This window comes from Gilvimarinus sp. 2_MG-2023 (genome assembly GCF_030547685.1).
In the GTDB taxonomy this organism is placed as follows: Bacteria; Pseudomonadota; Gammaproteobacteria; order Pseudomonadales; family Cellvibrionaceae; genus Gilvimarinus.
The window spans coordinates 16148-38753 of record NZ_JAUOQM010000022.1 but is presented as its reverse complement, the minus strand read 5'-3'; the positions used below and the strand labels follow the sequence as shown (position 1 = coordinate 38753).

23 protein-coding genes and 1 CRISPR repeat array (1 of these 24 only partly in view) are annotated in these 22606 nt (G+C 51.2%); of the genes, 22 read left to right on the top strand and 1 reads right to left on the bottom strand.

Features of this window, described 5'->3' with window-relative positions; translation table 11 throughout:
• Positions 1-113 precede the first annotated feature (113 nt).
• From Q4526_RS05530 to acs, 9 genes are all read left to right on the top strand, one after another.
• Entirely contained in the window at positions 114-1661 is a 1548-nt protein-coding gene (locus tag Q4526_RS05530) for a YHYH protein (protein WP_215975902.1), read from the top strand.
• A gap of 29 nt (positions 1662-1690) precedes the next feature.
• The gene (locus tag Q4526_RS05525) at positions 1691-2167 is read left to right on the top strand and encodes a hypothetical protein (protein ID WP_215975901.1); all 477 of its coding nucleotides are present in this window, start codon (positions 1691-1693) and stop codon (positions 2165-2167) included.
• Positions 2168-2202: 35 nt separating this feature from the next.
• On the top strand, positions 2203-3207 hold the full coding sequence (locus tag Q4526_RS05520; RefSeq protein ID WP_215975900.1) for a YHYH protein: 1005 nt from the start codon (positions 2203-2205) through the stop codon (positions 3205-3207).
• A gap of 2 nt (positions 3208-3209) precedes the next feature.
• Positions 3210-3527 (top strand): hypothetical protein, encoded by a 318-nt coding sequence (locus Q4526_RS05515; RefSeq protein WP_215975899.1) that lies wholly within the window; start codon positions 3210-3212, stop codon positions 3525-3527.
• Positions 3528-3591: 64 nt separating this feature from the next.
• Positions 3592-4146, top strand: a complete 555-nt coding sequence (locus Q4526_RS05510; RefSeq protein WP_215975898.1) for an MOSC domain-containing protein — start codon at positions 3592-3594, stop codon at positions 4144-4146.
• A gap of 578 nt (positions 4147-4724) precedes the next feature.
• Positions 4725-4997, top strand: coding sequence for a hypothetical protein (locus tag Q4526_RS05505; protein ID WP_215975897.1), 273 nt, complete (start codon positions 4725-4727; stop codon positions 4995-4997).
• A 231-nt stretch (positions 4998-5228) separates the two neighbouring features.
• Positions 5229-6080: a pantoate--beta-alanine ligase gene (panC, locus tag Q4526_RS05500; RefSeq protein ID WP_215975896.1), complete on the top strand. Its 852-nt coding sequence runs from the start codon at positions 5229-5231 to the stop codon at positions 6078-6080.
• A gap of 55 nt (positions 6081-6135) precedes the next feature.
• Positions 6136-6516, top strand: coding sequence for an aspartate 1-decarboxylase (gene panD / locus Q4526_RS05495; RefSeq protein ID WP_215975895.1), 381 nt, complete (start codon positions 6136-6138; stop codon positions 6514-6516).
• Positions 6517-6747: 231 nt separating this feature from the next.
• On the top strand, positions 6748-8685 hold the full coding sequence (gene acs / locus Q4526_RS05490) for an acetate--CoA ligase (RefSeq protein WP_215975894.1): 1938 nt from the start codon (positions 6748-6750) through the stop codon (positions 8683-8685).
• A 170-nt stretch (positions 8686-8855) separates the two neighbouring features.
• On the opposite strand, the gene Q4526_RS05485 is transcribed toward acs, so the two are convergent.
• Positions 8856-9743 carry a diguanylate cyclase gene (locus Q4526_RS05485; RefSeq protein ID WP_215975893.1) on the bottom strand — a complete coding sequence of 296 codons (888 nt, stop codon included), beginning with the start codon at positions 9741-9743 and terminating at the stop codon, positions 8856-8858.
• Positions 9744-9893: 150 nt separating this feature from the next.
• Between Q4526_RS05485 and smrA the strand changes: the two genes are divergently transcribed.
• The 13 genes from smrA (at position 9894) to cas2e (ending at position 22196) form a co-directional block, all read left to right on the top strand.
• Entirely contained in the window at positions 9894-10472 is a 579-nt protein-coding gene (gene smrA, locus Q4526_RS05480; RefSeq protein ID WP_215975892.1) for a DNA endonuclease SmrA, read from the top strand.
• A gap of 14 nt (positions 10473-10486) precedes the next feature.
• Entirely contained in the window at positions 10487-10690 is a 204-nt protein-coding gene (locus tag Q4526_RS05475) for a DUF1418 family protein (protein ID WP_215975891.1), read from the top strand.
• Positions 10691-10785: 95 nt separating this feature from the next.
• Positions 10786-11604, top strand: a complete 819-nt coding sequence (locus tag Q4526_RS05470) for a YafY family protein (RefSeq protein WP_215975890.1) — start codon at positions 10786-10788, stop codon at positions 11602-11604.
• A gap of 152 nt (positions 11605-11756) precedes the next feature.
• Entirely contained in the window at positions 11757-12635 is an 879-nt protein-coding gene (locus tag Q4526_RS05465; RefSeq protein ID WP_215975889.1) for a hypothetical protein, read from the top strand.
• A gap of 117 nt (positions 12636-12752) precedes the next feature.
• Positions 12753-15437, top strand: coding sequence for a CRISPR-associated helicase Cas3' (gene cas3, locus Q4526_RS05460; protein WP_215975888.1), 2685 nt, complete (start codon positions 12753-12755; stop codon positions 15435-15437).
• 13 nt (positions 15438-15450) lie between these two features.
• Positions 15451-17058 carry a type I-E CRISPR-associated protein Cse1/CasA gene (gene casA, locus Q4526_RS05455; protein ID WP_215975887.1) on the top strand — a complete coding sequence of 536 codons (1608 nt, stop codon included), beginning with the start codon at positions 15451-15453 and terminating at the stop codon, positions 17056-17058.
• Positions 17055-17639, top strand: coding sequence for a type I-E CRISPR-associated protein Cse2/CasB (gene casB / locus Q4526_RS05450; protein WP_215975886.1), 585 nt, complete (start codon positions 17055-17057; stop codon positions 17637-17639). Before casA ends, casB begins: the two co-directional genes overlap by 4 nt.
• Positions 17640-17664: 25 nt before the next feature.
• Positions 17665-18702: a type I-E CRISPR-associated protein Cas7/Cse4/CasC gene (cas7e, locus tag Q4526_RS05445; RefSeq protein WP_215975885.1), complete on the top strand. Its 1038-nt coding sequence runs from the start codon at positions 17665-17667 to the stop codon at positions 18700-18702.
• A gap of 8 nt (positions 18703-18710) precedes the next feature.
• Entirely contained in the window at positions 18711-19439 is a 729-nt protein-coding gene (cas5e, locus tag Q4526_RS05440; protein WP_215975884.1) for a type I-E CRISPR-associated protein Cas5/CasD, read from the top strand.
• Positions 19439-20122: a type I-E CRISPR-associated protein Cas6/Cse3/CasE gene (gene cas6e / locus Q4526_RS05435; RefSeq protein WP_215975883.1), complete on the top strand. Its 684-nt coding sequence runs from the start codon at positions 19439-19441 to the stop codon at positions 20120-20122. The genes cas5e and cas6e overlap by 1 nt, the downstream gene beginning before the upstream one ends.
• 25 nt (positions 20123-20147) lie before the next feature.
• Positions 20148-20978, top strand: a complete 831-nt coding sequence (locus tag Q4526_RS05430; RefSeq protein WP_215975882.1) for a KilA-N domain-containing protein — start codon at positions 20148-20150, stop codon at positions 20976-20978.
• Positions 20971-21897: a type I-E CRISPR-associated endonuclease Cas1e gene (cas1e, locus tag Q4526_RS05425; protein ID WP_215975881.1), complete on the top strand. Its 927-nt coding sequence runs from the start codon at positions 20971-20973 to the stop codon at positions 21895-21897. Before Q4526_RS05430 ends, cas1e begins: the two co-directional genes overlap by 8 nt.
• Positions 21898-21899: 2 nt before the next feature.
• Positions 21900-22196 carry a type I-E CRISPR-associated endoribonuclease Cas2e gene (gene cas2e / locus Q4526_RS05420; protein ID WP_215975880.1) on the top strand — a complete coding sequence of 99 codons (297 nt, stop codon included), beginning with the start codon at positions 21900-21902 and terminating at the stop codon, positions 22194-22196.
• Between the two features lie 57 nt (positions 22197-22253).
• Positions 22254-22606: a CRISPR direct-repeat array (repeat unit 29 nt; unit sequence CCGTTCCCCGCAGGCGCGGGGATTAACCG); it runs 2544 nt beyond the window's last position.

Sequence of the window (22606 nt, the reverse complement as noted above, 5' to 3'; positions counted from 1 at the left end):
TTGTTTCTGCGTAGTATCTGCACAATTGCCTCGTACCATGGTAAGCCTCGAATACACCTTGGGGCTCTATCATGCTTTCTCAACACCTTCGCCTTTTCCTGAGCGCATTTACAATGGCCGTTTGTCTGTCTGCGTGCGGTGGTTCCAGTACCGATGCAGTCGATACCGACTCGGAATCAGATGCCACAGGCAGTGTTAACAGCTCGCCTGTCATCACTCTGGCCGAACAAGCCACGGCTAACGCTGGTGCCGGTGTTACTCTCTCGGCCAGTGTGAGTGATGCCGATGGCGACGAGCTAACTCTGGCGTGGAGCCAAACCGGCGGAGCGAGCATTGAGCTGGCGCAAATCGATCTCACCGATTTAAGTTTTACCGCACCTTCGGTGGATGAAGTGACCGAGTTCGCCTTTACTTTAACGGCCAGTGACGGCTCTGATAGTGCGACGGCCACCATCAGCGTTAGCGTTAATCCCCTGTCAGATTCGGACACAACAGATCAGACCGACTCTTCGGTTTGGATTATCAACAGCGACAATGTTCGAGCCAAGCACATACTGGAAGACGACACGGGTCTCGGGGTATTGGTGAATGTGCAGGCTGTGGAAACGGTTGACGTTAACGGCGACAGCTTCACCAAGGTCACCTCTGACGGTATTCCGGCTTACAGTGTGGTTGTCAGTCAAGAAATACTGAATCAACTGCAACAAAGGCCGCGACTGGATAACGACTTTGCCGCAGGCGAGCCCTTCATCGAGGTGGGCGATGTGGTCGAGTTTGGTCAGGACATTGGCTACAACAGCAACCCCAACTGCGGTAATAACGCCGGCTACGGGTATTGGCCGCCAGGGCCCGATTGCCCCACCCAAGACACGCGTGAAGGCTACTTGCCTATCGAGCCAACCTCATCATCCGAGGTGTGTGAAACGGGCTTAGGCAAAGTGGGGCTGTGGGTTAATGGCTCGTCCATTTATAACTGGGGCGATGGCATGAGTTATAACCAGACGGGCGACTGGTATACCCTGGCGCCGGTGGCCGAACAGTACGATGTCGATATTTGCGGCGGGCATGCCGCATCGGGTGATTACCATCATCATTTCTATTCTTCTTGTTTGGCCGATATGGTAGGCGACACTGCTGATGGCCACTCACCGCTTTACGGTTTTGCCGCCGACGGTTATCCCATTTACGGCCCCTGGCAGGCGGAAAATACTCTGGCGGTCAGTGCGTGGGTTGTGCGGGATTACTCCGCCGATTCCGATACAGGTTGCGCAGACGAGGCGCGCAGCTGTCAGTTAATTGACCAATACGATGTTAGCCAGGGAACAGAAATAGTCAGTGCCGGGCCTGACTTTGACACTGTTGTCACGACTTTATCGGGCAACTCTTTAGTGGCGACTGCCGGATATTACAGAGAAGACTTCTATTGGGATCAGACTCTGACGGCGCAAGGTGGTGTGTATCTCGATCAATACAACGGCCACTATGATGCCGAGCGAGGCTACCACTACCACATTACCGTTACCGATGAAGAGAGCACTTTAACTCCCGCATTTCCCTACATAGTGGGTGATCGTTTTGCCGGAGACTTGGCCGATAACTCATTGGCGCAGTGCAGTACCGGTGTAATGGGGCCACCACCGGAAGGCGCACCACCTCGATGAACACAGTCAATCACAATCGGAGGTTTATCATGAGTTGGCTAAAAGGCATTGCGTTATTGCTATTGGCATCATTCACCCAAGCAGCAGAGCTTGAGGTGCATGACCATAAAAGTCGCGATATAGAAAATATGCCAATCCCCAAAATTGAAATCGCTCTTGCACGGGACGCAATGGATGGCGTGAACCTTCATGTTGAGTTGCAAAATTACAATATGGGCTCACCTTCTAATGCCGGTGCACAGAATAATCAGTGGTTAAGTGGACATGCACACCTTTTTATTAATGGCGTTAAACAGCAACGGCTATACGCGACAGATGTTCATATTCCTGCGCATTGGCTCAAGCCTGGGGTCAATCAAATAGCGGTATCGTTAAACAGTCATCAACATGAAAATTGGACGCATAGCGCTAAAACCATTGTCGGTTCCGTCTTTTTTAATCCTGAGGCCGACAACCTTATATTGCACCAATACAGTTCTCAGCCTATAGCCGCTACCTTTCGGTAAATGACTGAATACGATTATCAACCGGGAATTATCCAATGCATTTAATACAGATTGTTATGCTCGTTTGTGTCACCTTGCTCGCTACCGCTTGCGGTAGCGGCTCAGACAGTGCGGATAGCGTTAATAGCTCGTCCAGCCAGAGCAGTGCCAGCAGTAGTTCTATCGCCGCGGCCATTTCAAAGGGTATCGACCCGGAGCGCTTTCTCGACGGAGCCCTGGCCGAAGACATCAGCACGGTCGACTGCACCCTGTCCGACGGCACAGCCAGTACTTGCTATCAGGTCACCATTAACGGTGCGCCGAGCAACGCCGACATTGGCCCTTTCTGCCCGCCGTCAATTACCTCAGATGCCAGTGAAGGCGGCATTTGGTTTGATGGTAGCGGCGAAGTTTACGAGCTGGACGGCGCCTTTATCATGAACCTCGATACACTCTATGGCAGTGAGTGGATGCTATACGACCCGGTGACTGGGCTGATTAATATTACCGACACTCAGCTTGCCTGCGAATCGGCAGCAAGGCCAAACGTCGACCCCGCGTATCAAAACTATTGCGTTGAGTGCAAACTTGAATACACCGGTGGGCCAGTGCAACAAACCTTTTTAATTCCTACTCAGCCTGTGGCGCTAAATAGCCCTGAACGTTTAGGGTTTGATATTGGGCTTGGCCTTAACGGTGTTGTATTTGCAGGTCCGGCACCGGTGGATGCAATTTTATCGAACTACACCATTGCGGCATTTGATGATTGTGGCGGTCATATTAATCCAGCCGAAGGTTATCACTATCATGCTGCCATTGGTTGTGCGCAATCGGAGCCTGAAAGCGATGGTCACGCCGCCATGATTGGTGTCGCCCTCGACGGCTACGGTATTTATGCCATGACCGATGACTTGGGCCTCGAGCCCGAGGGTTTGGACGAGTGCCGAGGCCATAGCGATACCGAGCGTGGTTATCACTACCATGCGGCCAGCCCCGGGGAAAATATGTTTATTGGTTGTTACCACGGTGCTCAAGGTGACATTGTCGAAACGAGGTTGTAATAATGACTAAAATATTTTCTACATCCCTACGTCAATTGAATGTGTTGCTGGTGGCAATAGTATTGACCGCTCCGGCGTTGGCGCATCAAGGCCATACTCATCGAGCCTCGGTAGAGGCCTGTGAGGACCATCAGCGCCATGATAGTTGTCAGTATGAACACGCAGATAGCTTGTATATTGGTAGTTGCCAGCTTATGCAGGAGGCGTTAATGTGCGTACGTAATCAACCTTTAATGAAAAAGGCGAACATACACGAGTCAGCGATGCCGGTTCAGTCTCTTGATAACAGCGCAGAGCCGCTGGAAGTTAAGCCTCAATAAATCTTATTGTGTCTTGGGCCATGTATCCGCCGCGCTGTGCTTGTGTTATTTGCACGGTAAACCTATGACCCATTCAACATTGTCAGACCGAGTCCGGAGCGTAAAACCAAGCGGAAGTCGGCCCTCTCAAGCGCGACTGCTCGATAGACTGGCGCAAGATCTTAAGCCTGGGCGTCTGGAGTGGATTGGCTTGCGCACCGAGCGCCGTGGTGATGTGCGCTCGGTTGAGTCTGTCGTAGCTCTTGCCGAATTAGGACTTGAGGGCGACCACCGCAGTACCAAAACGCCGGGTTCTGGTCGACAGGTAACGATTATTAGTGTCGAGTTTATCGAGATGATATGTCGCTTTTCCGGCCGCGATAGTATTTCACCAGCTTGGCTGCGTCGCAATCTTTTAGTATCGGGCATCAATTTAAATCTGTTGCGCCATCAGCGAGTAAGAGTCGGTGGCGCGATTCTAGAGCCCGCCGCGTTATGCCACCCATGTTCGCGCATGAATGAAGTGTTGGGCCCCGGCGGTGCCGCTGCCATGTATGGTTTTGGTGGGTTGTGTGCCAAAATTGTCGAAGGCGGGGTAATAACAGTGGGCGATTCCATCGAGCGATTGCCACAAGAATAAGTGTTTTTTTGTAATGTGAATTTAACCGTTGCTTGCATATTGATTATAAATTAATAAAAATTACCGCAGTAACCACGTCGTCTTTTAGTTTCTGTATTTTTTATTCCCATTTCCCAGCCGCTATTCTGTGACGAGCTTGGCACAATAGAAGAGCGGCAATATTGTTGGCCTGTGTATTTTCCACTATTTACTCGTAAAAATTTAAATTCGTTCGGGGCTCTGTAAAAAATTCAAAGTAAAAATAATTACACGAAAACTTATTAATCTTTCAGAGTATAAAAGCGAGTTAAGGTTGAATGGGGTGTCATTAAAGCACTAACACGGTGCGGTTATTCGTTATGGTAAAAAATTAGGCTATGAAAAATTTACAGACGTTATAAATATAAGCGCTAGGTTTTAGATTTTTTTCATTTTTAATGCGCGGCCTTTGTGATTGTAATCACTGTGGTTATTTGAAGTTCCTCACTGAATTGAAATAAATTGGTTCTGCGGATTTGGCATGCTCTTCGCGATAGGAACATTGCCTATGTAGCTTTGCTACTTTTTTGAAATCAATCATTTTTAATGAGGTGATATCTATGAAAACTTTATCTGTATTAACCGTTTCTTTGCTGATGTCTTTAGGTGTTATGTCGGCTGTTGCCGATGAAACCGAGCGCCAGGGGGCAACCACTAGCTCAGCGTTTACCATGGCAGATAAAAACCGCGATGGTTCTATTGATGAGCGCGAAGCGCAAGCAAGTGGCGTGAGCGGTGATCGTTTTGATACGCTCGACGAAAATGGCGATGGCAAATTGTCAGCGTCAGAATACCGCAAGGCAGGTGGTGGCCAGAGCAACAGCTGGCAATAAGAGGGCAGTAACGACCTTACCTTTTTAAGGCGTTATTGTGACTGGCTGCACGGCAGCCTGGGGCGGCACACTGCGGTGTGCCGCCCTCCTTTTTGTGGGCTCGGTTTTTATATGGCTCGCGCACTGGACTGTGTCGGCCCTGAATGCGGTTAAAGCTTCGGTAAAAATGTACAATTTATCGGCAAAAGTGTATTATTCCGCCCCCAGAAATCCGCGAGCCAAGAGGGCGGTATGCACGTTTTTCATCATATTGCTTCACTGCGCGCAGAGCTGGCCCGCGCCCGGCGCGAAGGTAAGCGTATCGGCTTTGTCCCCACCATGGGGAATTTGCACGACGCGCATCTGGCCCTGGTAAAGCAGGCTCAGCAAACCTGCGATATTGTGGTGGCGAGTATCTTTGTCAATCGCCTGCAATTTGGCCTGAACGAGGATTGGGACAAATACCCGCGCACCCTGCCGGATGACACTGCCAAGCTAGAAGCCATTGGCTGTGATTATCTGTTCTGCCCGGAAGAGCGCGAGATGTACCCCAACGGCATGGATGAGCAAACTCGGGTGATCGTTCCCACCATGACGGATGTGCTCTGTGGCGCTAGCCGCCCCGGCCACTTTGAGGGTGTGACCACCGTGGTCACTAAACTGTTTAACATTGTTCAGCCGGACGAAGCGGTGTTCGGCATTAAGGACTATCAGCAGCTGGCTGTTATTCGCCGTATGGTGGAAGACTTATGTATGCCGGTTGAAATTACCGCCAGCGAAATTTACCGCGAGAGCGATGGCCTGGCCCTGAGTTCGCGCAACGGTTTTATTACCGATGACGAACGCCCCCGTGTGGCCGAGCTTAACCGCACCCTTAACTGGATTGGCGATGCCATTAAAGGCGGTCGTCGAGACTTTCTGGTGCTGCAGGAAGAAGGCGCACACCGCATTGAACGGGCGGGCTTCGCACTGGATTACCTGGAAATTTGCAACAGCCGCAGCCTTAAACCAGCCGCGGTGGATGACACCGAGATTACCATTTTGGGCGCCATGTATACCGACGGGGCCCGTTTGATAGATAATATATCCCTGACAGTAGTCTAAACTGCGGGCGATGCTGTAATTCACACTACAGCCAGAAACAACGAAGGAGGAGCTTATGCTCTCTACCATGCTCAAAGGCAAACTTCATATGGCGGCGGTCACTCAGGCCGAGCTGTGGTATGACGGCTCCTGCGCGATAGACGCCGACCTGGTCGAACTTGCCGGCCTGCGCGAGTTTGAGCAAATTGACATCTACAATGTCAACAACGGCGAGCGTTTCACTACCTACGTCATTCTCGCCGAGCGCGGCTCGGGCACCATTTCCATGAACGGTGCTGCCGCCCGCAAGGTGCAGGTGGGGGACCGGGTTATTATCGGTGCCTATGCCCAGTACAGCACCCAAGAGCTGGAGGCCTACCAGCCTCGATTGGTGTATCTGGATGAACACAACAAGGTTGAGCGCACCACTAACACCATCCCCATGCAATTGGTGTAATCAAGGTAAGCCACACGCGGGATAAGCCAGCCGGTTTGTCCCGTCAATCACCTCTCTTTTCTCCTTAATAATTACTGACAATATTTTGCCCAATTGACAACGTTGTCTGTGGCGAAACCCCGCCAACGCTGTTAAGATTTCTGCACTGGGATATAAACAGATAAAAGTTCGGTGCAACCAACGTGTGCCGGGCGGCCCCCCATAACAGCAATAAATGCGGAGATGATGTATATGACCGAGCAGCATGTGTATCCGGTGCCCGAAGCGATTAAGAAGGCCGCAGCGATCGATGCGGATCGCTACGAACAAATGTACCGCCAGTCGGTGGAGCAGCCCGACCAATTTTGGGCCGAGCAGGCCGAATCCTTTCTCGACTGGCAAGAAAAATGGCACACCGTAAATAAAACCGACCTTAAAAAAGGCGAAGTCGCCTGGTTCTTAGGCGGTAAGCTGAATGTCAGCGTCAACTGTATTGATCGTCATCTGGCAACCCGGGGCGATCAGGTCGCCATCATCTGGGAGGGCGACGACCCCGCCGAAGATCAACTGATTACCTACCGCGAATTGCACGAAGAAGTGAGCCGCCTGGCCAACGTGCTGCGCGAGCGCGGCGTAAAAAAAGGTGACCGTGTTTGCTTATACATGCCGATGATTCCCGAGGCCAGTTACGCCATGCTCGCCTGTGCCCGTATTGGTGCTGTGCACTCGGTGGTGTTTGGCGGCTTCTCTCCGGACGCGTTGAAAGATCGAATCCTCGACGCCGACTGCCAGGTGGTTATTACCGCCGATGAAGGTCTGCGCGGTGGACGCACTGTGCCCCTCAAAGCCAATGCCGATAAAGCCCTGGCCAACTGCCCCGGCGTGCACACTTGCCTGGTGGTCAAGCGCACCGCCGGCGATATCGCCTGGGACGACTCGCGCGATATTTGGTATCGCGACGCAGTAGAAAAAGTCTCCGCCGAGTGTGAGCCCGAGTGGATGGACGCCGAAGACCCGCTGTTTATTCTTTATACCTCGGGCTCCACCGGTAAACCCAAAGGCGTATTGCACACCACCGGCGGCTATCTGCTGCAAGCGGCCATGACGCACAAGTACGTATTCGACCAGCGCGAAGGCGACGTCTACTGGTGCACGGCCGATGTGGGCTGGGTAACCGGCCACAGCTACATTGTGTACGGCCCGCTCACCAACGGCGCGACGACTCTAATGTTTGAAGGTGTGCCTACCTATCCCGATGCCTCGCGCTGCTGGCAGGTGGTGGACAAACACGGCGTAAACAGTTTCTATACTGCCCCCACCGCCATACGCGCACTGATGGGCGCGGGCGATGAGTATGTAACCAAAACATCGCGCAAGTCTTTACGCATTCTGGGCAGTGTGGGCGAGCCCATTAACCCAGAAGCCTGGGAGTGGTATCACAAAGTTGTAGGTGACGAGCGCTGCCCGATTATGGACACCTGGTGGCAGACCGAAACCGGCGCCCACATGATGACGCCGCTGCCCGGCGCTACCGATCTTAAGCCCGGCTCCTGCACCAAACCATTCTTTGGCGTACAGCCGGTACTGCTCGATGCCGAGGGCAACGAAGTTGAAGGTGCCGGCGAAGGTAGCCTGGCCATTAAAGCCAGCTGGCCTAGCCAGATTCGCAGCGTGTATGGCGATCACCAGCGCTGTATCGACACCTACTACTCCACTTACCCCGGCTACTACTTTACCGGCGATGGAGCCCGCCGCGACGAAGACGGCTACTTCTGGATTACCGGCCGGGTCGACGATGTGCTCAACGTGTCTGGCCACCGCATGGGCACCGCCGAAGTTGAGAGCGCACTGGTGTTGCACGACAGCATTGCCGAGGCGGCGGTTGTCGGTTACCCGCACGATATTAAAGGCCAGGGTATTTACGCCTATGTTACCCCGATGGATGGTGTGGAGCCCGATGACGAACTGAAAAAAGCGCTTATTCAACTGTGCGTGCAAGAGATTGGTGCCATCGCCAAACCGGATATTATCCAGTGGGCACCCGGTTTGCCGAAAACCCGCTCAGGTAAGATTATGCGCCGTATTCTGCGTAAGATTGCCGCCAACGAGATCGACACCCTGGGCGACACCTCCACTCTGGCTGACCCGTCGGTGGTGGATGAACTTATCGACGGCCGCGTCAACCGTTAGCGCAAGGCTAGGGCCGCTCTGAGGTGGCCCTAGGGCACCTCAGAATAAGAGGAATGCCTCTGCGAGACCTCAAGCGCAACCCGCACTCGTCGTTGCTATTGTTCGGAAGGTTTAGACATTCCTGCTAAGTAGCGCCTAGATTGCGAGTTGCGCTGTAAGCCAGAGGTGCCCTAGCTTAAACAGCGCTCGACCAAATCCTCCCAGGCTTCATGATCGCCGGCCAGCACAACGCACTGGTCTATTGTTAACGCCACCTCAATACGCTCACCATTGCCCTTGGTGATGGTGAGCTTTTGGCACAAGCCAAGTACGCGCCCGGCAATGTCGTCGGCATTCGCCTGTGGAGTATCGGGTAAAAAAATAGCAATGCGCCGCCCGCTTAAGCGCGCCGCCAAATCTACACGGCGGGTGCTTTGGTACAACAGGTTACCCATTTCGCTGAGCACCGCATCCCCGGCACTAACCCCGTGGGCTTGATTAATATCGGGTAGGTTCTGAATCGTCATTATAATCAGCACGCAAGGTTGCTGGTGCTTTTGGCAAGACTGCAATAACTCGGGCCCGCTGGTGTAAAAGTAACGGCGGTTAAACAGCTGGGTTAGCTGATCTTGCGTGGCCAAACTGTATTCAATTTTGCGATAGCTGCCCAACAGTAACCGACTCAGACGGTAGGCCCGGCCAAAATGAAACACACTGGCGGCCAAAATAATCATTCCCGCCGGGTAGGTCAGCGCCCCGATAATCGTCATGGCCCTGGGCAAGTGGCTCACCAGCGACAGGATCAGCCCGTGCCAGGCGCCTAAAAACAGTAGGCTGCTGGCGCACACCATCGCAACCGCCAAATGACGGCGGATAGGCAAAAAGGCCGAAATAGCCAAAAGTGCGAAGGTAGCGAGGGTTGCGAGAATATCGCTGATCAGCTCAGCCCAAACAATATTGGCCACAGGCTCAATCACCCCGGTCATCATGCCTAGCCCCGACCAAGTAAAAGCCAGCGCCAACATAACCAGTATCGAGAACATAGCCAGAGTGCTGTTGTTTAAATCTTGCTGCGACATAGCCACACATTCCTTGCTTGAGCTTACCCCTTCTGAGCTTAGTCTATAGCAGAGCAGGGCGCACGGCCGTGGTTGTTGTGCCCGAATTTGGGCATAATAGGCCATCAGTGGCGTTGAAAGCCCAAGATGTAACGGCTTAGGATTCCTCTTATGACAGATCAAGATGACGATCTCTTTACCCGTGAGATGAGCGACGTTCGCCGCATAAAAGCGGAAAAAAAGGTCGTGCTGGAAAAAGACAAACCCAGTGAGCAACTGCTGGCCGAGCGCCGGGCGGCGGCCACCGCCACCAAAGTCAAAGACACTAACTTTTTAAGCGGCGAGCACATCGACCCTGTGCAACCGCTGGATATTCTCGAGTTCAAACGCGACGGCGTGCAGCACGGTGTGTATAAAAATCTGCGCTTGGGCAAATACAGTATCGACGCCCGGCTCGACCTGCACCGCATGACTGTAGACGAAGCCCGCCGCGCACTCTACCAATTTGTGCGCGACTGCATGGCGCACGATATCCGCTGCGCGCTGATCACCCACGGCAAGGGCGAGGGGCGCAAACAACCGGCACTGCTCAAAAGCTGCGTCGCCAATTGGCTGCCCATGTTCGACGACGTACTCGCCTTCCACTCAGCGCAAAAACACCACGGCGCCAGCGGCGCCACGTATATATTGCTGAAAAAAAGCGAAGAAAAACGCCGGGAAAATTGGGAAAAACATTCCCGCCGCAAATAACAAAAGGAAAAATTATGAAGTTACCCATACACCTACTCGTGCTGGATTTTATCGGCTGCATACTCATTGGCTTGGGCATGGCCATGCACTTTGCCAATATTGATCTATTGCCCGAATCGCTGCGCTTTGAAAAAGACGGCCTGGTTTTTATCGTAGTGGGTGTGGCGCTTATGCTGCCGGCGATTCTTCACCTCTTGCAAGGCTTGCGTAAGCGATAACGCCAATGACAAATGGGCGTGTATTACATGCCCGGAGCTAGTGTGGCACTATAAGCAGTTGAATAAATGCCACACTACAACAAGGACACGCTGCAATGGACATCAGCGATGCGCAGAAAGCGCGGTTACACATCTTCGAGCTAGTTGTTTACTGGGAGGGGGCGGCCAATAGCAGCCTTCTGGTTAAGCACTTTGGTTTGTCGCGCCAGCAGGCCAGCCAAGACATAAAGCGCTACACCGCCCTCATGCCCGGCAACCTTAACTACTGCAATAGCCGCAAGTGCCACCAGCCCAGCTCAAATTTTAAACCATTGTTTGTTACCGGTGAGGCAGAGCAGTACCTCGCTTGGCTGTCGCAACCTTTACCCCTGCAAACACTGCCCATTCACTCACTAAGCCTTCCCAGTCGCGGCCTGGAGCCTGCACTGATGCGTGCGATTGCACAGGCGATTCGCCACAACCAACGGCTAGAGGTTGATTACGTCTCCCTCACCAACCCCAACCGCCGGGGGCGGGTAATCGCCCCGCACTCGCTGGTGCAAACCGGCCTGCGCTGGCACCTGCGCGCCTGGTGTGAGCACAAAGAGCAGTTTCGTGATTTTGTGCTCAGCCGCTTTCGCGGCGATGCCACCTTATCCGGCCCCGCCACCCACAGCGCCGGGCAAGATACCGCCTGGAACACCGAAGTAGAGCTCATCTTCGAGCCCGATTTGCGCTTAACCCTCGATAAACGCAGCGTTATAGAGCACGACTACCAAATGCACAATGGCCAACTGCGCATAAAAACCCGCGCCTGCCTTGTTCAATACCTACTGCAAGAAATGCGAGTTAACACCAAAGTGCTAGACGCCGTGCCTGAGGCCCAGCAAATCATCCTTGTCAATTTAAATGACATAAAACAGTGGTTGTTCTGATGAAACAGGGTGTCGTTAAAGAGGGTTGTCAGATGTTATTGCGGGTTAAATTTACAGTATTGCGGACAAGGTTCGAATCGTTACAGTGGTGTCAACAAAACGCGATCCACATTGGATCAACCGTAGTTGACGACTTTCCATAGGTGATTTGTATGTTCCGTATTCTGACAGTTTTGCTGATATCAACAATTTTATCTGCCTGTGGGGGTGGCAGTAGCGATGGTGGTGACGATCTTGGCCCGGGTTCTGATGGTCGCCCGGATGAGCCCCGCGGGCTAGACAAAATTGTAAATCTTCACAACAGTATGGAAGGTAACTACAAGGTAAATAGCCTGACAATATCGGGGGCGAATAGCGAGAGAGATATAGCATCCGAGTGCCGCACAGAAAGCCCAATATCCATCGCTGGGCTGCAAAATGATGCCAGTGACATCAGCCAGCACGGAGCATGTTTTAACGATTATTCAACCTGCACTTACGTTACCGGTGATGCAATGCTTACAACCACTGCGTTTGGGCGAGAGTTTCGCGCGGTAACACCCACAGGAGACTACTCGGGCGTTGTAACGACAGATGTGCTTTTTACGGGCAGTTTTAAAGCGATAGCAGGTCAGAAAATTGATGCTTGCGATGACGGGGGTGATGCTTTTATTCCAGTTATTGAAGGTGTTTACGAAGGCTACCGTTACGATGTAGACACCAGTAAAACGCTTGATAAGCAGGCCTTAGTGCGGTCGGAAAAAGTGGTAATGGATTGTTTAGAAGGTGTCTGCGTGCCACGAGATGACAATGTCATACGCGTGATGACAAGCAGTGGGTTTGATTTGTCGGTGAGTCATTCAGCGGCGGCCCCGTACATTTTAAACCAGTTTTCTACACCGGATAATACCCGAGGCTACCAATTTTGGGGCACTACTACCGACGATGGGAGCACTATAACGGGCTTGGCATTTCCGGTAGGTACAGGCGCAGGCTACAGGGAGTGTAATGCAGGTGAGTGTTTCTTTTTGAGTTTTTACCGGGTTATGTAAATTTGCTGGGTGATGTTGGTCGTTTGTTATCACTAGGTTGCAGGGGTTATTTGCACAGTAATACGTAAATAGTGTGACTTGTTAAAATAAACAAAAATAGTAGGCGAGGTAAGTTTTTTGTCGCAACCATACTCTTTATACATAGGCAAAGCGCAGAGTCCTGAGGGGATGGAGGCTACGTGCCACTTGCTGCCTTATCACTTTATGGATGTGGCAGCGGTTGGGGCGCATGCGTTGGATGCTTGTCCTCGGCTGGAGGCGAATTTGGCGGGCTTTCTCAATATTGAGCCCGTGCAGTTCCGCGCCTTGTTTTTGTTTGGCTTGTTGTTGCATGATTTAGGAAAAATGACCTCCTCGTTTCAGAGCGTATTTGAGTCATCCGGTCTCGTAAAAGTAGATTTACCTGAGGGGGTGAGTTATGACGGCAAGCGAGGTCGTCATGATCAGTTAGGCTACGATGTTTGGAAAAAAGTGCAAAAAACGACTAAAATTACGGGTAGTACCTTGAGAGAGAAGCGACGTTTTCAATTCTTTCTCGGAATTTTTTGGGGACACCACGGAAAGCCCGTCCGCCAAGAAAAAACCATAAAAGACACACTCAAGCTAACCCCGCAAGATATCGCAGCCGCTGAGGCTTGGATTAATGATTGCCAGAGCTTGGTTGGTGCTGAACTTCCCACAGGCTGTTGGACGGACGATGTATTTTCAGATCGTTTAAAGCAGGTCAGCTGGCTGTTGGCGGGGTTGGCAACTTATTGTGATTGGGTCGGATCAGACAGTGATGTATTTACCTACCACGATCAGCCTATTGCACTTGAAGAGTATTGGCATCAAGTGGCTTTGCCAGCTGCTAGTCTAGCGCTCGCCAAAACCGAAGTATTTGATCCGGTAACCGTACTGCCATTTAATGGTTTTCAATCACTCTTTCCTTTCGATCCATCGCCTTTGCAGTCTTATGCTGAAAAAGTTGCCGTGAGCGCATCGCCGCAGCTGTTTATATTGGAGGATCTCACTGGTTCGGGTAAAACTGAGGCTGCGTTAACACTGGCGCACCGACTGTTAGCTTCGGGCGCTGGGCGAGGCTTATATTTTGGCTTGCCTACCATGGCCACCTCTAATGCTATGTTTGATCGGGTGTCGGAGCATTATCATAAAATGTTGGCAGGGGCAGAAAATGCCGTGCCCAGTATTGTTTTGGCTCACGGTGCGCGAAATATGAATGATCGGTTTCGGGAGGCAATGCTGGGTGAAAGCAATACTGATCAGCCCTACGAGAAAGGCGAAGCGACAGCATCGCTGCATTGTAATCAGTGGCTAGCAGACAGCCGGAAAAAAGCCTTGCTGGCCCCTGTAGGCGTTGGGACTATTGATCAGGTTTTGCTCGCCATATTACCCAAACGACACCAATCGTTACGAGTATTAGGCTTGTATGGGAAAGTGTTAATACTCGATGAAGTACACGCGGCGGATGAGTATATGCTGGTTTTACTGGGGCAGTTAATGCGGCTCCATGCGAGTCAGGGCGGCAGCATAATTTTACTAACAGCAACCTTGCCTCAAGCTCAGCGACAACGATTAGTGAATGCTTGGCAGCGGGCGCTGGGTCAATCACCGTATAGTTTGCAGCACACAGGGCTCAATGACTTCCCCCTGGCTACTCGGGTGGCTGGTAACGATGGCGTTCAAGAGAAACGTTTGCCTTGCCGAAAGGGAACCGAGAAACAAATCACTGTTGATTTTATTTATACAGAAGCTGCATGCGTAGAACATATAGTGGCTGCAGTAGAGCACGGACAATGCGCGGTTTGGATTCGCAATTCGGTGGATGAAGCCGTATCAGCGTATCGCCAGCTACGCGAGCGATTATCTCACCCGGAAAATTGTCAGCTGTTTCACAGCCGGTTTGTACTCCAGCATCGTAAAGACCGCGAAGCATGGGTGATGCAACACTTTGGCAAGAGCTCTACTCAAGAACAGCGAATGGGCCGAGTGCTGATAGCTACTCAAGTATTTCAAGAAAGTCTCGATGCCGATACCGATGTAATGATTAGTGACTTGTGTCTGATTGATGATTTGGTTCAGCGCGCCGGGAGGCTGCATCGCCATACTCGTGACGAGACCGGTTCGCCGATTTCTGGCCAGCCAGATGGGCGGAACCCACCCAGACTTTTGATTCATGCGCCGCCGTGGGATGCGACCCCAAAAGCCGACTGGTTAAAGAGTCACTCTCCAAACACACAATATGTCTACAAACGACCGGGCCGTATTTGGCGCACAATGGAGTATTTACGAGACGCAGGAGAAATACGATTACCAGAGGCATCACGCACCATGATCGAGTCTGTGTATGGCGAAGAGGTAACTGTGCCAGAAGCGTTTGATGAAGCTGAGCTGGAGTACAGTGGTTTGGTTCGCGCCAGTAGTAATCAGGGGCAGTTTAATTGCCTAGTGTTAGAGCAGGGCTACACTCACGAGAGCAACCGTGCGTGGGGTGAAGATAACGTGGATATCGGCACGCGTCTCGGCGAAGAGTCGGAAGAGGTGGTATTAGTGCGCCGAACCGAGTTCGGATACGAGCCTTATATCAAAGCTGATAGAGACTCTGTTGAGCTGAGTGTGGTGAAGTTATCCGGTAAACGGCTTAAGCAGCTGCAAGCGTTGACCGAAGATGAAAAGGAGGCATTCGTATTACGCCACCGGCGGGCAAAATACGCCCGAGTGGCGGATGTCGAGGCAACTCCTTATTCGGAGCAAGTGGGGTGGGGAAGTTCTAGCGCGAGTGAGGCACAGAATAATGATTGATAAGGAGGAATCAATGAATCTAAACTTATGTACTGATTCATGGCTCAAGTTTCGGCTGGCATCAGGGGAGGTTGTGGCACTGCCACTAAAAGAGCTAGGGCGAGAAGATTTGCTGGATGTTGTGTTACCTCGCCAAGATTTTTACGGTGCTGGCTGGCAGTTTTTGATTGGCATATTGCAAACAGTTTTTGCGCTAGCTGATGAAGAAGAATGGCTGGACTGGTATGAAAGCCCGCCGTCACCTGAAGTATTGGCTGCAGCACTTAGTAAAGTTGAACATGCTTTCGAGCTGTTTGGTGATGGCCCTTGCTTTATGCAGGACTGGGAGCCACTAGAAGATGGAACCTATGTCGATATATCCAGTTTGCTGATTGACGCGCCCGGTGGTAATACTCTTAAACTAAATACGGATCATTTTATTAAGCGGGGGCAGGTCAACACCTTATCCCCAGCCATGGCGGCGATGGCGCTGTTTACACTGCAAATTAATGCGCCTGCCGGTGGGCAAGGTCATCGAACTGGGTTGCGCGGCGGCGGTCCTCTAACGACCTTGGTAGTTTCTAATGACTCATCACTAAGTCTGTTTCGCCGTTTGTGGCTCAATATAGCTCCAATCGATTGCGACTTACCTCGTGTCGTTAAATACGATGAAAGTATATTCCCTTGGCTGGCACCGACCCGCACCAGTAAAGAAAAAGGCACAGAGGTGTACCTGAATGATGAAAGTGTGCACCCCTTACAGCAGTATTGGGCTATGCCACGTCGAATCCGCCTAGAGTTAGCTGAGGCGGGATCTTGCGACCTGACCCATGAGCATGCCGGGATCACGGTGACGGGCTACAGGACCAAGAATTACGGTGCCAATTACGGTGGTACTTGGGCACATCCTCTGACGCCTTATCGCTTCGACCCTAAAAATCCTGAGTTAGAACACTTTTCTAGTAAAGGTCAGCCAGGCGGCATTGGCTACCGTCAATGGCACCAGTTTTTATTTGAAAATCACGCCGAAGGCCACCTTCCGGCAAAGGTGGTAGCCCGTATGGCCACAAACCAAGAGCTGTTGGAGGAAGAGCTAGAGTTTGAAGATCAGCTGAGCGTGTGGGTATTTGGTTTTGATATGGACAACATGAAGGCCCGCTCATGGCACGCGGCTAAAATGCCCTTATTATCAATGCCGGTTGATAGTATCCCCCTTTTTGTGCAGGAGATTTTTGATCAGGTGCAGGTCGCCAATGATTACCGAAAAGCCCTTCGTAAATCCTGTGAGAATGCATGGTTCAGTGATCCGGATAAGAAGAAAAAAATACAGAGGGACTTGGGTTTTATCGACGAACAGTTCTGGACGGAGACCGAGCAGGATTTCTATTCTATGATCGACCATCTCAAAATAGATATTGAAGCAGGGGAGCAAAAACTGAATGCTCAAAGCTGCCAGAATTGGCTGGGAATGTTAAAGCAGCACGCTTTGTTACTGTTTGATGCTTTGGTATTGAGTGACGCGAGTCAAACTGAACATATAGAACGCAAGCTGCGCGCACGCCGATCGCTTGAGTGGATTAAATTAAACAAAGCTTACTTGCAAAAACACGGGCTCGATAAAAAGGGAGTAATTAACGTATGAGCACTGAAGCAGCTCAACTGCAAGATTCTGTTAAAAAACAGGGGTTATTCACCCGGTGGTGGCATCGTTTGGTCAACAGTGATGTCTGTCAGCGTAATAAGTTGCAAGCGCTGCCAACGGCACACAAAGCCATATTAAAACGTTGTAATAATTTGGATGAAGTCATGTTGTCTGAACCGTTTCAAGTGTTATGGCAATTTATGCCGGAGGAAAAGCGCTCGCCGCCGTACATGGAGGTGGCTGCATTGATTGCGTGGGTGTTGGCGTCCGTCCGCAAAGATTCGGACGCAGGTCTTGCCAAAGCTATGGCGTGTAAAGCTGGTGAAGGTAGTGATCGTCCACGGGTGTCGACCTTGCGTTTTCAGCAGCTTATTAAATCACGAGACACAGCCGAATTTGCTCGCCGTTTACGCCGTATATTGCACCAAATTGACGATACCGTTTCTGTGCAGAGCTTAGCGCAAGAGGTTGAGCGCTGGTATTGGCAAAGCCGATCTGCAATGCCAGAAGTCAACCCCGCAAAACGCCAAGTGCTGCGCTGGGCCATGGATTATTACGCCGCAGCCCCTAAAACTTCTTAAACTATCAAACAATAAGGATCTTGTTATGTCACGTTTTATTCAAATTCATACATTAACGTCATACCCACCTGCCAACCTGAACCGAGACGATTTAGGGCGACCTAAAACGGCCATGATGGGTGGTGTTGAGCGCCTTCGAGTCAGCTCCCAGTCGTTAAAGCGGCACTGGCGCACCTCCGATGTATTTCAAGAAGCGCTGCGCGATCATCTGGGCACGCGAACAAAAGATATTGGTAAGTATGTACAAAAGTCTTTATTAGAAAAAGGCATCAATGAAAAAAAAGCCGAAGAGTGGGCGTTCTCCATTGCAGGAGTGTTCGGAAAAGTAGAAAAGGGCAAAGTTACGACTCAGCAGTTGGTTTTTTTCAGCCCAGAGGAATGGCAAGCAGTTGATGATCTGGTGGCTACGTTAGCCGCTGAAAACCGCAAGCCTGAGCTGGACGAATTAAAAGGATTACTGAAAAAAAGTACCGCCGTGGATATCGCATTGTTTGGCCGAATGCTGGCAGATTCGTCTAATTTCAATGTCGAGGCGGCTTGCCAGGTGGCTCATGCGTTAAGTGTTCACGGCGTGACGGTTGAGGACGATTATTTTACCGCTGTCGATGATTTGAATGCCGACCATGATGATCGAGGGGCAGCGCATATTGGTGAGACCGGATTCGCCTCGGCCGTTTTTTACAGCTATGTTTGCATCGAGCGTGAGGCGCTGTTGGAAGCACTTGGTGGCGATGAAGAGCTCGTTAATAAGGCGGTTGCCGCCATGATTGAAGCTATTGCCACTGTCTCACCTAAAGGCAAACAAAACAGTTTTGGCTCACACGCTTATGCCTCTTACATGATGGTGGAAATAGGTAAAAAACAACCTCGCAGTTTATCGGCTGCTTTTCTTGCGCCGGTAAAAGGCGACGATTATTTACCATCGGCCATTACCGCAATTGAAACACAGACAAAACATTTTGACTCCGTTTATGGACCTTGTGCTGAACAGCGCGCCAGTTTTAACGCATCGACAGGTGAGGGAAGCTTGCCATCGATTATCCAAGTGGCCACTCAGTCTTAGGGGGCGCTATGCAGTGTTTAGTTTTTCGTCTTTACGGTGCTATGGCCAGTTGGGGTGGCACCGCCGTGGGTGGTGTTCGATCCACTCGCCCCGCACCCTCTCGCTCGGCGGTTATTGGGCTTTTGAGTGCCGCTTTGGGCTTACGTCGTGAGCAGGAGGATGAAGTCGCTCGGCTGAACAACAGTATCGGGATGATGATTAAGTCTGAGTCCGATGGGCGCTTGCTTCGTGACTATCACACAACTCAAGTTCCGAGTGCTGATAAAAAAGCTATTTGGCCGCACCGAAAGGCCGAGCTGGAAAACACCCTGCGCGATGTTAATACTATATTGTCTACCCGAGATTACCGAGTTGATGGGCATTGGTTGGTCGCTCTGACGCTTCGAGTTGATGCGGGTTACACCTTAGAGTCTATTCGCGATGCTTTAAACGAGCCGGTGTTTCCACTTTATTTAGGCCGTAAATCCTGTCCCTTGTCCGCACCGATTTATCCGTTGCTGCTGAATGAGGGCGGCTTACACCATGCGCTTGAACGCTATCAGTTTCCCATATCGCCCGTGGCTCGTTCAGAGTCCGTTTTATATAGTCAAACGGTGCAGTATGAATGGGATGACGGTTTGGAAACCAATTTAAAACCGTCGGAAACACACGAACGCTGGGATAATCCCGCGTCTCGGTTACGCTGGCAGTTTGAAAAGCGATTGGTTCATAGCGCCCGCGAGCAAAGGAGTGAGTGATGTTTTTAACAAAAGTATTACCGACTAAAGGCTTGTTGCTTTCTCAGTTGACCGAGAGAGCACACCAAGGCGATGCCTACGCTCAACATCAGCTATTGTGGCAGTTGTTTCCGAATCAAGAGAACCGGAATTTTCTTTTCCGTTACGAGCAAGAAAGAAGCGGCCCATGCTATTACCTTTTGTCTTCTGCTGAGCCAAGTGTCGAGCTTGAGGGTGCCCAGGTGGTATCAAAGCCCTTTAACCCCAAGTTAAAAGAAGGCGATCAGTTGGCCTATACGCTGCGTGCCAACCCAACCCGTATGTTAAAGCACGATACGCCCGGCCAACGTGGGCGGCGAGTTGATGTGTTGATGCACGCCAAAAAGCAGGCGCGGCAAATGACAGACGTTGATATTGCGCAAGTTCAACAACAAGCCGCTCAAGACTGGCTCATGGACCCTGCGCGACAGACGCGTATGGGAGTGGCGTTTGCCACCGCACCGGAGGTGACTGAGCACCTGCAACATCAGGTTTACAAGTCAGGCGGTAAGAGTGGCCAGGTAAAACCCATTCAGTTCGCCTCAGTTAACTACGAGGGAACGCTAACCGTGACGGATCCTGAGTGTTTTTTGCAGCTGTTGCAGCAGGGCATTGGTCGCGCCAAAGCATTCGGTTGCGGCTTGATGATGATTCGGAGAATCTAAAGGTTATTAATTACACGGAGTTACCATGAAGGCAAAACTTGAGGTACTCGACCAGGAGATCGCGACCAGCGTGAAAGATGGGCTGGAATATATCTGTATTACGGATATTGCTCGGTACAAAAATGCGGATCGAACAGACGATCTAATCCGTAACTGGCTCAGAAACCGCAATACTATTGAGTTTTTGGGCATCTGGGAGCAGCTGAATAACTCGAATTTTAAACCCGTCGAATTCGACGGGTTTAAAAAACAGGCGGGGCTTAATAGCTTTACCCTTACCCCAAAGCAGTGGATTGAGGCGACGGGTGCCGTTGGGCTGATATCCAAAGCTGGCCGTTATGGCGGCACCTATGCGCAACAGGACATCGCCTTCGAGTTTGCCAGTTGGATTTCGGTCGAGTTTAAACTCTACCTGATCAAAGAGTTTCAGCGGCTTAAAGAACAAGAGTTTTCTCAGCTAGGCTGGGATATTCGTCGCAACCTTGCCAAAGTCAATTACCTGATTCATACCGATGCAATCAAGGAAAATCTAGTGCCAGATACGCTGACTGCGCAACAGGTTAGTTTGGTTTATGTGACCGAAGCTGACCTATTGAATATGGCACTGTTTGGTATGACGGCAAAGCAATGGCGAGATCAAAATCCGGACGTAAAAGGTAATATTCGCGACCACGCCAACATTCATCAATTAGTGTGCCTGGCCAATCTTGAGTCCATGAATGCTCATTATATTGCTGAGGGAATGCCACAGAAGAAACGTCTGCAAAAACTGAATGCGTTAGCCATTAGTCAGATGAAGGTTTTGACCAAAGTGCATTCCCTTAGTGTGTTGGAGGGCGATAAACCCAATGGCTGATGAGACCTTTGTCCCCCTAAAGCCGATTCCTATAAAAGATCGCAATTCCATGATTTTTGTGGAGTATGGCCAGATTGATGTGCTTGATGGTGCCTTTGTCGTTATCGACAAAAGTGGCGTACGTATGCATATCCCCGTGGGGTCTGTTACCTGCATCATGTTAGAGCCGGGCACGCGCGTATCTCATGCCGCTGTAAAACTGGCAGCACAAGTGGGGACGTTGCTTATATGGGTGGGCGAAGCGGGGGTTCGGCTGTATGCATCGGGCCAGCCAGGTGGCGCTCGGTCAGATAAATTGTTGTATCAGGCCAAACTTGCCTTGGATGAAGGCTTGCGCTTAAAAGTTGTGCGAAAAATGTTCGAGCTGCGCTTTGGAGAGCCCGCCCCAGTTAAGCGTAGCGTTGATCAGTTACGCGGCATCGAAGGCGCGCGAGTGCGTAAAACCTATCAGTTACTGGCTCAACAATACGGCGTTAAATGGCAGGGGCGGCGCTACGACCCGAAGGACTGGCAAAAAGGTGATGTGGTAAACCAGTGCCTGAGCGCTGCGACATCCTGTTTATACGGCGTAACCGAAGCAGCCGTACTGGCGGCAGGGTATGCACCAGCGATTGGTTTTATTCACTCAGGTAAACCACTATCGTTTGTATACGATATAGCTGATATTGTTAAATTTGAAACAGTGGTTCCTACGGCTTTTCAAGTGGCTGCCAAGTCGCCCCAAGCCCCTGATCGTCAGACACGTATTGCCTGCCGCGAACTGTTCCGCTCGTCAAACCTGCTGAAACGTATAATTCCATTAACCGAAGAGGTGCTGGCCGCAGGAGAAATTGCGCCTCCACCCCCGCCAGATGATGCTCAGCCGCCAGCGATTCCCGAGCCTGACAGTATTGGCGATACCGGTCACAGGAGTGGTTGAGTATGGCAATGCTGGTTGTTGTTACTGAGGCTATACCTCAACGCTTAAGGGGGCGTTTGGCTATCTGGCTACTAGAGGTTAGGGCTGGTGTTTATATTGGTGATGTTTCAAAGCGTGTGCGAGAAATGGTTTGGCATCAAGTGAACGCTATGGCGGCTGATGGCAACGTGGTCATGAGCTGGGCAACCAATACCGAATCCGGCTTTGACTTTGTTACTTATGGTGCAAACCGCCGAGAGCCTATCGAGCTAGAAGGTATGCGCTTAGTTCGCTTCTTGCCTGAAGGCCCGCCGCAATAAATCCGTAGAATTTTCACTATGAGATTTGCTCTTTAAAAACAAGTGTTTACAATTAGTCCGTTCCCCGCAGGCGCGGGGATTAACCGATGCTGGGCATTTTTACCACGCGGGGAGCAAACCGTTCCCCGCAGGCGCGGGGATTAACCGTGGATCGTCGAAGTCTGCGTGTCTGGAAAACGCCGTTCCCCGCAGGCGCGGGGATTAACCGTGTGAAGAGCGGATATATAAAGAAGGCCATGTCCGTTCCCCGCAGGCGCGGGGATTAACCGGTATCGCTCTTGATTGGCATTACTTTGGGGGCCCGTTCCCCGCAGGCGCGGGGATTAACCGAGCCCAACGACTTGTTCAGCGCGCTAATTGATCCGTTCCCCGCAGGCGCGGGGATTAACCGCGCGAACACCTAGAGCAAT